A 12,432-nucleotide genomic window follows, 5' to 3' on the forward strand; every position below is an offset into this window, starting at 1 on the left:
AGGAAAACTATATAATTCTTTCTCAAATATAATCAAATCTAATTCATGATTATATTTGTTCACATTTTATATAGCAGAAGCCTGATGAAAAAATTACTATTATTTGGGGTTACCTTAGGGGCAGCCATTAGTTTAGCCGCCTGCGGAAATCAATCTAGTGCCACGGATTCTTCTTCAAGCAGTACGGTTAAAACCACGCAAGCAACCAAACATTCTAGTCACCAAAAAAAGGCGGCGAGTGCTGATACGAATTCTAAAACTAGTGCAAGTTCTAAATCGAGCTCGACTAGTTCGGCGACGAGTCAAGCATCAAGCACCACGAACCAATCAACGACTAGTACTAGTAACCAACAATTAACCGATAACCAACTGGCGGTTTTGATTTATCGGGCCAGTGGTTATACTAACCTAACGAAGTTAATTCGCGGGTCAGCTCCACAAGGTCGCCAAGCAATTGGTGGTGGGACAGCCGCAAGTACGGTCTACTACACGGTTAATGGCAATCAAGTCACGATCTATACTCTCCAAGACCAAACGGGGAAGACAACGGCTGAACAAGACTTTGCGAAGACCACGACAACTATCGATCAATTGAAGAGTCAATACTACCATACGGCAAGTCAACAAGACACTATTAACCAAGCTGCCAATGAAGTTACGACTTATTAGATCAATCATTTGAGTGAGCGGGGGTCCGTGGGCCGGTTCGCTCACTTTTTGTAAAACGAATGTCATCTAAAAAGTGTATAATGGTGGAGATGATAAAGGGATAGTACGAAATTTGGTGGGGATGAACAAAAATGAAGGGAAGTATTAAACGCTTTGTCGTTACCGTGGCGGTAAGTACCTTTGCGGTGACGGGGATGATTTCCACTAATAGTGGAGTTCATGCCGATACGGAAGCGGCGGTGGTAACTAATGCGACACCAGTCAAGAACACAACAACCAGTTCAGCTTTAACAAGTCAATTAGCAACGAAGCAAGCAGCGGTTCGGGCAGCGGCGTTGAAGGTTCAATCAGATAATGATCAAGTCAACCAAATCAAGACTCAATTGGCTAATTTAGATGCTAGTTCAGATACAGCGAAGACGCTTCAAGTGACCTTAGCAACGGCCAAGGAGACCTTAGCGGCTGATCAAGCAACGTTAAATCAATTAGAGTCAGAATTAGCAACGCTTGAAAACAGTCAGACGGCGGCAACTACTAATCAAGCGACTACCAATTCAACGGCAAAATCAACGACAACAACTTCGACGCCACCAAAGACAATCATTACTCACCCAGCAACCGTTCAAGTTGAGCAATCGCAAGCGGAAGCCATTGCGAATGGTTACCGGATTGTTGATAACCGGGTGGTCGATAATACTGGGAAAATCGTGAATGGCTGGAAAGTTAAAAATAATGTTGCTTACGATAGCAACGGGAATGCCATTAAGATGACGGTGGCCAAAACTCCAGTTGTTAATACCCAAAAAGTCAAGTTGCATTCAGTGAGTGCCGATAAACCAACGACCAAGAATGGCTGGGAAAGTGACAATAATCATCACCAAGACAAGTGGCAAAAGCTAATGGCCAAGGTGTTGAGTTGGGTGAAATAAGTATTTATTGATGCAAAACATAATTAGCTAGCAAGCGGGGATGGTCCGGCGGGCTAGCTTTTTTATTTCCCTAAATTTTCGCGGTATGGACATTTCCGGGTTCCTTTTTTTGATTCCGCTTTCATTCACGGTTATAGCAAATATAATTAAATTTTTACTTACGTCAACAAAAATTTTCTGGTAAGGTAATCAATTGTGAACTGAGAGAAGGAGTGAAAAATATATATGGATAATACACAAACTCAACCAGTAAGCCATCGTATTCAACGAGTTAACCACCCGAAATTGGCGATGGTTTCGATGTTACTGGGAGCTTTTGTTGGGATGTTTTCAGAAACGTCACTTAATATTGCTTTACCAAAATTAAGCTTGGCCTTTGGACTTTCCCCCGCTACCCTACAATGGTTAGTTACAGGATACATGCTCGTGATTGGGATTATTATGCCCTTGTCATCAATTATTACCAAGTGGTTCTCCACCCGAAAGATTGTTATTTTTGCCCTATTGATTTTTATTTTGGGGAGTGCCATTTCTGCTTTAGCCCCAAGTTTTGGAATCCTATTAACCGGGCGGATGATTCAGGGAATCGGTACCGGATTAATCTTGCCCTTGATGTTTGCGGTGGCAATGCAAATTTTTCCTCCAGAAAAGTTAGGTGCCGTTAACGGGGTGATGGCCTTAGTTATCATGTTTGCTCCCGCTATTGGGCCAACCTTAACCGGGATGATTTTGGGGATGACTTCTTGGCGCTGGATTTTTTGGCTTTTTATCCCATTTTTAATATTGGCGTTGTTATTCGCTATTTTTGAACTGGAAAATATTGGTCGTTTAACGCGGCCGAAGATTGATTTACTATCAATTTTGGCATCAATTATCGGTTTTTCCGGAGTTGTTGCTGGTGCCAGTCTAGCTAGTCGCTACGGTTGGGGCAGCTGGCAAGTAATTGTTAGTCTATTAGTTGGGATTGTTGTTCTTGGTTTGTACGTCTACCGGCAATTAAAACTCGAAAATCCTATTTTGAATTTACGGGTTCTTAAAAACAAGGACTTTACAGTCGGAACCTTGGTGGTCATGTTAGACTTTGGGATTATTCTTTCGGCCATGTACTTGATGCCCCAATACATCCAAAATGGGGTTGGGATCGCGGTGGCCTTAACCGGGATCATCATGTTGCCTGGGGGAGTTGTTAACGCCATTACTTCGGCTGTCGCTGGTCGGATGTACGATAATATCGGAGCCAAGAAGCCAGCCATGATTGGATTAGTAATTGCCTTGATCGGGGCTTTGATGTTAGCGATGGCTTCTGATCACGCAACGGTGGCTTACATCATTACCGCCCACATCGTGTTAATGATTGGGGCGCCATTAGCAATGTCCCCTTCCCAAACCTCAGCTTTGAATGCATTGAGTGGTCGGGAAGCGGGGGATGGCTCGACCATCTTAAATACGATTCAACAAGTTACCGGGGCCTTATCAACGGCTTTGGCAACTTCTTGCTTAGAATTTGGTCGCCATGCCGCAACTGGCTCCGAAGCAGCTCGTTTTACCGCTGGGGCCCACGTTGGTTTCTACTTTACAATTGCCTTGATTATTGTTGCCTTCATTGTCGCTACGCAATTGAAGGGCCGGCCAGTAAGTCATTCGATTAAGATTGACGAAAAATAAGCTTGGCCTTTAGTGACCAAATAAAGGGGGTGGGAAAAAAGCTCCTTGACGGCCTGGTTGGGATAAGAAGAACGAAGGTTGATTCATTAGAATCGGCCTTTCGTTCGCACTTATCCGCTAAGGCCGTGCTTTGGAGCGAACCAGCCAACTGGTTTGGCGTTTGTGAGCCCATGCAAGGCTGAATAGGTTGGTGCGACCGTTAGGGAGGCAACTGCCATTCAGCTACTGCTTTGACCTTAGTTACTGAGTAACATTCGGAGATGAAAAAGAGGGTGGGAAGAAACTTGAGTTTCTTCCCACCCTCGCTTTTTTTTAATGTATCGATATTAAATAAATTGGATTCCACCGTCGATTTGAACCGCTTGACCAGTCATGTAGTCAGAATCCTTAGAAGCTAAGTAGGAAACGTAACCGGCAACGTCATCGGCCGTTTCGACTCTGCCCATCGTGATTAAGCCGGAGTACTTCTTAAGGTATTGTCCTTTTTCGCCACCCCAAGCGTCAACCATCTTTTCGTCAATGTAGTCCCACATGTCAGTACCTACGATCCCTGGGCAGTAGGCGTTAACTGTGATCTTATCCCGGCCAAGTTCCTTAGCCGCTGCTTGGGTTAACCCCCGGATGGCAAACTTAGTAGCAGAGTAAGCTCCAAGCATGTCGAAGGCCACGTGACCAGCAATGGATGAAGCGTTAATGATCTTCCGGATCTTGTCACCATCTGCTTGCTTCCGGAATTGGGCCGTAGCGGCTTGGATCCCGAAAAGAATTGAGTAAACATTGGTTTGGAAGATTTCGTCCATGTCTTCCTTCGTTTCGTCCTGGAGGAGCTTGATTTGGGCGATCCCGGCGTTGTTAATGTAAGTGTCTAATCGACCGAAGTTATCAACGGCAGCTTGAACAAACTTTTCGTGGCTAGCCTTTTCACTAACATCACCGGCAACGGAAACGACTTTTCCTTGGTAACCAGCTGCTTCTAATTCAGCAACGGCTTGCTTCCCGGTGGCTTCGTTCCGGTTGGCAATTACGACATAGTAACCATCCTTGAGTAAGCGGTTGGTAATCCCTCGACCAATTCCCCGTTCACCACCGGTAACAACAGCGACGCGTTTTTCTTCAGACATAACTAGGTTCCTCCTTTAATGTGAAACATTTAACATTTGCTAACGGTTATTATTATACATATTTTCACAAACTAAGCAAGTAATTTGTGAATAAATATTGTTATTAAAGAACCTTTCGCAAGATAAAAGATAGTTTGTGACGGTTTTGAAGGCGTTTTAATTCCTAGACCATTGCTAAAAAATTTGTGCAAAAAAGTTCTAATTGATTATCATTTGAATTTTAAAGTGGCCGCTCAGAAAAGTGCCTTTGGAGTGTGAAGACTAGTTCAGTCACTGGCTAACCGCTTTGTTGAACAAAAACTGGAAAAATGTTTCAAAAAAAGCTGTACGGATTAATTAGGAAGTTTATAATGATGATAACGCTAACAAAAAGTTAGAAAGGGAGGTCGTAGAGATGGAAAAGGAAGTCAAGTACACCACTTGGGTCGAAAATGCAACCGGAATTCAGGGGACAGCGAGGAGTTTAGATGGTGAATTACAAGTCCAAGTTAGTAGTCCATTAAAGCCAGTTGCCGGGACCAATCCGGAACAATTAGTCGGCTTAGCCCTTGCCACTTGCCTTAATGCAACAATTGAAGCTGAAGAAAAACGACGGGGCTACGATCATCAAAGCGTGGTTCGAGTAAAAAGTGAGATGGGACCCGATACGCCGGGATATCAATTTTGGGTAACGGCGTACGTTAAGATCCCCCAAGTTGATCGCCAAACCGCGCAAGCAATCCTGAAAAAGGCGGAGCAACGTTGCCCAATGGCGAAATTATTAGGCGCCAATCCCAATGTAACAATCAAATTAGTAGATGAATTTGAGGAGGTTTAGCAGTGAAATATTTAGTAACCGATAGTCGCGATATTCGCTATAACTTAGCCCTAGAAACAATTTTGATGGAACATGCTGACCTAAGCGAACCGATTCTGTATTTTTACATTAATTCGCCATGCATTATCTTGGGCCGCAACCAAAATGTCTACGATGAAGTTAACCTTGATTACGTAAAACAACATAATATCATTGTGACGCGGCGAACTTCTGGGGGAGGTGCAGTCTTTGACGATCTGGGGAATGTAAGTTTTTCCTTTATTACAAAGGATGATGGTAATTCTAACGGTAATTTTGCTAAGTTTACCACCCCGGTCTTAGATGCCTTACATGAAATGGGGGCTACTAAGGCTGAATTAGTTGGCCGCAATGATCTCCAAATTGAAGGCCGGAAGTTCTCCGGGAATGCGATGCGCTTAGAACACGGGCGGATGTTCTCTCACGGAACGTTAATGTATGATGTTGATTTGGATGTGATTAGCGATGCTTTGACGGTTCCAAAGGATAAAATTGCGGCAAAGGGGATTAAGTCCGTCCACTCCCGGGTTACTAATTTAAAGCCATACTTTTCCCCGGAGTATCAGGATTTAACGATTGAACAATTTCGGGATACCTTAGCAAAGAAGATTTTAGGGGTAGCTGATTTATCCCAAGCCAAGGCATATGAACTTGATGCTGCTACGAAGCAGGCGGTTAGTGACTTGAATCAACGTTTATTCTCAAACTGGGATTGGATTTATGGCCAATCACCAGCCGCGGCCATCCAACACCGGCAACATTTCACTCAGGGGACAATTGATTTTCGGCTTCAGATTGAAGGCGGGAAAATTACCTACTTAAAGACATTCGGTGATTTCTTTGGTCAAGCCAACGTGCAAGAATTTGAAAAGCGTTTACTTGGAATTCGTTATGACCGTCAAAGTGTTAAAAAGGCATTAGCAACTTTGGATCTCAGTGCTTACTTTGGTAAGATTCCTCGGCAAGCAGTCATCGATTTGCTACTCCGGCAAGAGTAATATTCATGATGGCAAGAGGAAGTTTCATGTGAAACGACCTACTTAATAAAAATAAGTTAAAAAACGGATTTACTTGGTTTCGATAAAGCAAAATGGCGACTTTTATAAAGATAATCCGCCGTTTTGCTTTATTTTTATTACTTCGTTCTCTTTTTATAGCTGAGTTCGCAAGTTTGCGCTTTAATTTTTCACATGCTACCCTTAATTACACTAAAAATGTTAAAACTCATCACTACTCGAGTTAAAAATTATCATTTAGTTATTGATAACCCAATGAGATTGGTGGGAAAACCAAAATCTCAAATATCGGGAAAAAGCTAGGAAGAGAGAAATTTATGAATAATAAAGTTGATATTAATCATCTCCTACGAAGCATTAGTGCTAAACCGGAGGAAGAACGGACCCTTAGCCTTTTTGATTTATCGATTTTAGGAATCGGGGCGATGATTGGGACCGGGATTTTAGTTTTAACGGGGGTGGTTGCGGCGACCGATGCTGGACCTGGGGTGGTTTTTTCCTTTTTAATTGCGGCCTTAGCAAGTGGTCTAATCGGAATGTGCTACGCTGAATTATCGACAACCATTCCCAATTCGGGGAGTGCTTATATTTATGCTTGGGTTACCATGGGGCAATTTATGGGCTTTCTCGCTGGTTGGACGTTGATTGGCGTTTATATTACCACGACGGCCACGGTTGCCAACGGGTGGACCGGCTATTTCCAATCGTTTTTGGAAGAAATTGGCGTTCACCTGCCCCAAGCCCTCTTAACTAATCCGGCAAGTGGGGGGATGGTTAATTTACCAGCCTTATTGATGACCTTACTGATTACGTTTATTTTGACACGGGGAACCAGTGAGAGTAAGTTCTTAAATAATGCTTTGGTCGTAGTGAAGATAGCGATTATTCTGCTTTTCATTGTCGTCAGTGTAAGGGATGTTAATCCAGCTCATTGGCACCCCTTCTTACCATATGGCACTAGTGGGGTGATGTCAGGAGCTTCGGCGGTCTTCTTTACGTTCCTTGGCTTTGATGCTTTGGCTACTTCAGCTGAGGATGCTCGACACGTACAAAAAAACCTTCCCCGGGCAATCATCATTTCCTTAATTGTATCCACCACGCTTTATATCATTGTCAGTCTGGTGATGACGGGGGTAGTTACTTACAAAGACTTGAATGTTTCCGAAGCGATGGCAACCGTCCTTTTGATTAAAGGTCACACGGTAACGGCAGAAATTATTTCTGCTGGAGCGATCCTGGGAATTATGGCCGTGGTTTATGCCTTTGTCTATGCCGGAGCAAACGTCACGATGGCGATGAGTCGGAGTAATTTTTTGCCATCAGCATGGGCTAAGGTTAGTGATAAGTACCAAAGCCCCAATCGGGCACTTTGGATTAATGGGATCATGGCCGCAATTTTAGCTGGCTTTGTCAACTTACGGAAGTTGGCCCTGATCGCTAATGTTGGTTCGTTGACGGTCTTTGCCTTAATTTCATTAGTTGTTATTTTATTGAGAAAACAACATCCAAACTTGGAGCATCCATTTAAGGTCCCGTTGGGAAATATTATTCCGATTCTTTCGGTAATTATTTGTATCGCGCTGTTATTTAACATTAGTTTAGATGCTTGGCTGACTTACCTAGCTTGGCTTGCCTTTGGGATCATCTTCTATTTCACTTATGCGCGACAACATATTATGTAAATGCGATTAAGTTAAAGCAACCCGAAAACGGTTGCTTTTTATTTATTGTATACTTATAGTAAGAAACGTGGTTACAAAGAAAGGAAGGCGCATTATGAAACAAGTAGCAATTGGTGGAACAAATTGGACTACTTCAAATGTAGCATTGGGAACGATGCGGATGGCAACTCTGGATACCAAGCAAACGGCGGCCGCGTTAAATGCTGCTTTAGAAGCAGGAATCAACTACATTGATTCTGCTGATATTTACGGCAATGGTCGTTCTGAAGAACACTTTGGAGCCGCAATGAAAGAAGCGGGGATTAGCCGGGATCAACTCTTTATTCAATCCAAAGGCGGCATTGTCCTAGACCCAGCACGTTCACACGGGGACTTCGCCTTTGGTCAACGTTATGATTTCTCAAAGGATCACATCATTCAAGCTGTTGATGGGATCTTAAAGCGGATGGATATTGATTACTTGGATGCTTTCTTACTTCATCGGCCAGACCCATTAATGGAGCTTGATGAGGTAGCGGCTGCCTTTGATGAATTGGAAACCAGCGGAAAGGTCCGTCATTTTGGGGTTTCAAACTTTAACCCCCGCCAAATTGAGTTCTTACAAAGTGGGGTTCGGCAACCATTGCTGATTGACCAAGTTCAATTTAGCTTGGCGCACACTGGGATGATTGACTTTGGAATCCATACGAATATGGCGGATGAGCGTTCGGTTAATCACGATGGTGGAATTATTGAATATACCCGGTTGCACAAGATGACAATCCAAACTTGGTCACCATTCCAATGGGGGATGTTTAATGGGACTTTTATCAATGATGATGAACATTACGCCAAGTTAAATCAGCTGTTAGCTAAGTTAGCGGATAAGTATGAGGTTTCCAAGAATGCCATTGCGGTTGCGTGGATCCTGCGGCACCCCGCACACATGCAAGTATTACTGGGAACGGTTAATCCACAACATATTCTTGATAGCGCCAAGGGAAGCGACGTTGAATTAACCAAGCAGGAATGGTACGATCTCTATTTTGCGGCAGGAAATGATTTACCATAAAGGTTATAAGTAAATTTACCAGCAATTGGCAACTTAATGTTTTACTAACGTTAGGTCGCCAATTTTAATTTTGTTAGTGATTATTTGACGTCTTAACGTGCTTTTCTTGTATACTAGGTAATAGTAAATCAAAAAGGGGTTCAAAAAATGAAATTTATTTCTTGGAATATTGATTCAATCAATGCTGCCTTAACGGGAACCTCGGCCCGGGCCGAAGAAACCCGGGCAGTTTTAAAGAAAATAGCGGAAAAACAGCCCGACGTAATTGCCATTCAAGAAACAAAGCTTTCCAAGGATGGTCCAACCAAAAAGCATGTAGCGGCGTTGAAAGACTTCTTCCCTGAATACCAGGTCTTCTGGCGTTCTTCGGTTGAGCCAGCCCGAAAGGGATATGCGGGGACGATGTACTTAGTTAAGCAGACTTATGACCCGAAGGTTACGTATCCTGAAATCGGGGCCCCTGCGCCGATGGATCAAGAGGGACGAATTATTACTTTGGAATTTCCAACTTTCTATTTGACAGAAGTTTACACGCCTAACTCAGGGAATGGCTTAAAGCGGTTAGCCGAACGACAGATTTGGGATGACTGTTACCGAAAATACTTACATCAATTAGATCAAGCAAAACCAGTAATTGCTAGTGGAGACTTTAATGTTGCCCATGAAGAAATCGATCTAGCTCATCCGGGTAATAATCATCATTCTGCTGGTTTCACTGATGAAGAGCGGGAACACTTTACGAAGCTTTTGGATGCCGGCTTTGTGGATACTTTTCGCTACTTAAATCCCAAAATGACGGGGGCTTATTCTTGGTGGGCCCAACGAGCGGTTACTTCTAAGCAAAATAACTCGGGGTGGCGGATTGACTATTGGCTAGTTAGTGATCGACTTAAGGATCAGCTTAAAGCTTCGACAATGGTCGATACTGGTGAACGGCGTGATCACGCCCCAATTTTGTTGGATATTGATTTGTAGGTGAGTAAATGGGAACGGTATTAGTATTACCAGATTTAGTAAGTCCCCTTGAAGAGTGGCATCAGCTCAATGTCGGTCACCGCGAGTTGCAGATTGCTGACTATCGCGAATTAAATGGTGAGAGTGGTGATTTCGACCAAGTGACAGCAGCAACGGTTCATTTAGTTCGAAAATTACCGCAACCGGTAATTCTGGTTGGCCACGGTTTTGGGGCCTTTTTAGCCTTAAATGTTGCAACCACTCAGTTTGGCCGGATCGACCGCTTAATGTTAATTACCCCAATGTATCAGACGGAAAAACATTTGGTATTATCATCGGGTATTCACTTTAAGAGCAAGGGGAGTTTTAAAGCGACGGCATTAGATAAAGTGGCAACCGGACAACTCGTTAAGTCAACCATCGCACGAGATTTAACTAACCAATTGATGCACATTCAATGCCGGACAGATATTTTTTGCGGTGAACAAGATCGACGCCACAAACAACAAGCGGAGGACTTGTATCACCGCTTGTTAGAAGGGCATTTAACAATGATTCCCCAAATGGGAACCAAATTAATGACGGCAACTTTTGACGCCTTAAATGAAATTTTAAGATAAAGTTGTTCCACGTGAAACAGATTATCCAAACGGCTTGTTAAAGAAAATCAAGAAGTGTATCCTAGTAACGTGAATTAACGCAGTTGGTTTTAATTGCTTCACAAAAACGATTGCGAAAATTCATGGATGGGATGAGAATCAAATTGGAGAGGCTAAGTTTTCCTTAGGCTCTTTTTTGTTTGCTTACGAAGAAAACATTAAATTCTGGTATACTAGAAATGCCATCTTAGCTCAGCTAGGTAGAGCACATCCATGGTAAGGATGAGGTCGGCGGTTCAAGTCCGCTAGATGGCTTAAAGATCGTTAGCAAAAGCCGTTGACGGTAGGCTTTGCGTCCGTAAGCAGTGGTACGATACGGCTTAGTGTTTCTTTGAGAGTAATCGACAAGCACGAATGGAGGAAAAAGCGACCCGGCCGCTTTGTTGGGTAACGGCTTATTAAAACTCCTTTAATATTTGTTGAATAACTGAATTAATCAAACGCTCAGTGTAAAATTATTACGAAGCAAATTTAAGGAGCGTAACATGAAAATAATAAAACAGACGCTGACAATCATTTTGACATTCTGGATGGTTTTAATGGCTGGGCTTGTACCAGCACTGGCAACGACGCAGACCCCAAAGTTTAATGCCCGGGCAACTTTAATGGTTGATGCCCAAACTGGTCAAATTTTACAGGAACAAAATGCTGATCAAAAATTACCAATTGCTTCGTTAAGTAAATTATTGACGGTATTAGTGATTCAAGATGAGATTAACCACCATCAATTGAGTTGGCAAACTAAGGTTAAGATTACACCAGCGGTTGGTGAAGTGGCCAATAATCCTGAGTATTCGAATGCTGGCCTGACGGTTGGTAAAGCATATTCAGTCAAGGAATTAGTAACGACCGCGCTGATCAAATCGGCTGATGGAGCAACTTTAGCTTTAGCTGGGGCAAAGGGGGACAGCACGGCAACTTTCAATCAGAAACTACAAAAGAAGGCAAAACAATTGGGCGTAAACAATGCCACGATTGTAAATGCGGTTGGATTGCAAAATGGTGATCTGCCAAAATCATTACAAGTTAAAGGGGTTAAATCAAGTGCAGAAAACATGATGACTGCATCTGATGTGGCTAAAATTGCCTCAGTATTAGTTAACAATGAACCTCAGCTTGCTCAAATTGCTAGCCAACCTACTTTTACCTTAACTGGGAAAGCGGGGACCTTGGCAACAACCAATAAATTACTGACGGATGCGGCTTATCAAGTTGCAAAAGTTAAATACACTGGTCTAAAGACAGGAACTTCAAATGCGGCTGGATATTGTTTAGCTACGGCGGCAACTTATCAAGGCCGCAAAATTATTACTATCGTCTTGCACGCCAATGGCCAATCTGATGATCGATTTACGGTGACTCAAGCCATGTACCGTTGGCTAGTTAGACAAAATCTTCAACCCCAAAAACTAGCCTTAACCGAAGATGTTCAAAATGTCAAAGTTACGGGTGGCTTGCCAACAGAAGTTAACGTTACAGCACCAAAATTAGTAGTTTGGGGAAAGCAAACGACTAGTAACGCTGCGCCTCGGATGACAATCAAACTAATAAAATCATTAGCACGGGGGGAATTACTTCGTGCGCCGGTTGGTGCTAACCAAGTTATTGGGACCGTCTATGCCCAAGAAAATGGGATTGCAACGCTTGATACTAAGGGATTAAAGGCGCCAATCGAAACCAGTATCCCAGTGCGCCAAGCAAATTTTTTCCAAATTCTCTGGCATCAGATAATTGAGGATAATTAACTTTTCTGAAAACTTCGCTTCCAGTGATTCCAAAGAGTTCACAGGAAGCCTTTTTTATTGGTATAATTAAGATTAGCTCTTTAAATTGTCGTAAATTGGTCTAAGG

General features: G+C 43.0%; 11 protein-coding genes and 1 tRNA gene. 11 read left to right on the forward strand and 1 reads right to left on the reverse strand.

From position 1 onward, the window contains the following. Positions 1-84: 84 nt before the first annotated feature. The 3 genes from H5993_RS06315 (at position 85) to H5993_RS06325 (ending at position 3,263) form a co-directional block, all read left to right on the forward strand. Positions 85-669: an Lreu_0056 family protein gene (locus H5993_RS06315; RefSeq protein ID WP_180871360.1), complete on the forward strand. Its 585-nt coding sequence runs from the start codon at positions 85-87 to the stop codon at positions 667-669. 131 nt (positions 670-800) lie between these two features. Further along, entirely contained in the window at positions 801-1,598 is a 798-nt protein-coding gene (locus H5993_RS06320) for a hypothetical protein (RefSeq protein WP_180871361.1), read from the forward strand. Positions 1,599-1,889: 291 nt separating this feature from the next. After that, entirely contained in the window at positions 1,890-3,263 is a 1,374-nt protein-coding gene (locus H5993_RS06325) for a DHA2 family efflux MFS transporter permease subunit (RefSeq protein ID WP_428980932.1), read from the forward strand. A 326-nt stretch (positions 3,264-3,589) separates the two neighbouring features. On the opposite strand, the gene H5993_RS06330 is transcribed toward H5993_RS06325, so the two are convergent. Then, positions 3,590-4,384 (reverse strand): SDR family NAD(P)-dependent oxidoreductase, encoded by a 795-nt coding sequence (locus H5993_RS06330; RefSeq protein WP_180871363.1) that lies wholly within the window; start codon positions 4,382-4,384, stop codon positions 3,590-3,592. Positions 4,385-4,778: 394 nt separating this feature from the next. On the opposite strand from H5993_RS06330, the gene H5993_RS06335 reads away from it, so the two are divergent. From H5993_RS06335 to H5993_RS06370, 8 genes are all read left to right on the forward strand, one after another. Further along, positions 4,779-5,201, forward strand: coding sequence for an OsmC family protein (locus H5993_RS06335; protein ID WP_204776687.1), 423 nt, complete (start codon positions 4,779-4,781; stop codon positions 5,199-5,201). Between the two features lie 2 nt (positions 5,202-5,203). Further along, positions 5,204-6,217 carry a lipoate--protein ligase gene (gene lplA / locus H5993_RS06340; RefSeq protein WP_204776688.1) on the forward strand — a complete coding sequence of 338 codons (1,014 nt, stop codon included), beginning with the start codon at positions 5,204-5,206 and terminating at the stop codon, positions 6,215-6,217. A gap of 335 nt (positions 6,218-6,552) precedes the next feature. Beyond that, entirely contained in the window at positions 6,553-7,917 is a 1,365-nt protein-coding gene (locus H5993_RS06345) for an APC family permease (RefSeq protein WP_204776689.1), read from the forward strand. A 94-nt stretch (positions 7,918-8,011) separates the two neighbouring features. Next, complete coding sequence (locus H5993_RS06350; RefSeq protein ID WP_204776690.1) at positions 8,012-8,968, forward strand: aldo/keto reductase; 957 nt, start codon at positions 8,012-8,014, stop codon at positions 8,966-8,968. 147 nt (positions 8,969-9,115) lie between these two features. Beyond that, positions 9,116-9,943, forward strand: a complete 828-nt coding sequence (locus tag H5993_RS06355; protein ID WP_204776691.1) for an exodeoxyribonuclease III — start codon at positions 9,116-9,118, stop codon at positions 9,941-9,943. An 8-nt stretch (positions 9,944-9,951) separates the two neighbouring features. Next, positions 9,952-10,542: an alpha/beta fold hydrolase gene (locus H5993_RS06360; RefSeq protein WP_204776692.1), complete on the forward strand. Its 591-nt coding sequence runs from the start codon at positions 9,952-9,954 to the stop codon at positions 10,540-10,542. 220 nt (positions 10,543-10,762) lie between these two features. After that, positions 10,763-10,836, forward strand: a tRNA-Thr gene (locus tag H5993_RS06365). A gap of 230 nt (positions 10,837-11,066) precedes the next feature. Beyond that, positions 11,067-12,326 carry a D-alanyl-D-alanine carboxypeptidase family protein gene (locus H5993_RS06370; RefSeq protein ID WP_204776693.1) on the forward strand — a complete coding sequence of 420 codons (1,260 nt, stop codon included), beginning with the start codon at positions 11,067-11,069 and terminating at the stop codon, positions 12,324-12,326. Positions 12,327-12,432 lie beyond the last annotated feature (106 nt).

The organism is Limosilactobacillus alvi, assembly GCF_016900115.1.
GTDB classification, from domain to species: Bacteria; Bacillota; Bacilli; order Lactobacillales; family Lactobacillaceae; genus Limosilactobacillus; species Limosilactobacillus alvi.

Bases quoted from the DNA above. Each gene is read 5' to 3' on its own strand.
- H5993_RS06360 (WP_204776692.1), top strand. From the start codon at position 9,952: ATGGGAACGGTATTAGTATTACCAGATTTAGTAAGTCCCCTTGAAGAG.
- H5993_RS06350 (WP_204776690.1), top strand. From the start codon at position 8,012: ATGAAACAAGTAGCAATTGGTGGAACAAATTGGACTACTTCAAATGTA.
- H5993_RS06330 (WP_180871363.1), bottom strand. From the start codon at position 4,384: ATGTCTGAAGAAAAACGCGTCGCTGTTGTTACCGGTGGTGAACGGGGA.
- H5993_RS06315 (WP_180871360.1), top strand. From the start codon at position 85: ATGAAAAAATTACTATTATTTGGGGTTACCTTAGGGGCAGCCATTAGT.
- H5993_RS06325 (WP_428980932.1), top strand. From the start codon at position 1,890: ATGGTTTCGATGTTACTGGGAGCTTTTGTTGGGATGTTTTCAGAAACG.
- H5993_RS06370 (WP_204776693.1), top strand. From the start codon at position 11,067: ATGAAAATAATAAAACAGACGCTGACAATCATTTTGACATTCTGGATG.
- H5993_RS06345 (WP_204776689.1), top strand. From the start codon at position 6,553: ATGAATAATAAAGTTGATATTAATCATCTCCTACGAAGCATTAGTGCT.
- H5993_RS06355 (WP_204776691.1), top strand. From the start codon at position 9,116: ATGAAATTTATTTCTTGGAATATTGATTCAATCAATGCTGCCTTAACG.
- H5993_RS06320 (WP_180871361.1), top strand. From the start codon at position 801: ATGAAGGGAAGTATTAAACGCTTTGTCGTTACCGTGGCGGTAAGTACC.
- H5993_RS06335 (WP_204776687.1), top strand. From the start codon at position 4,779: ATGGAAAAGGAAGTCAAGTACACCACTTGGGTCGAAAATGCAACCGGA.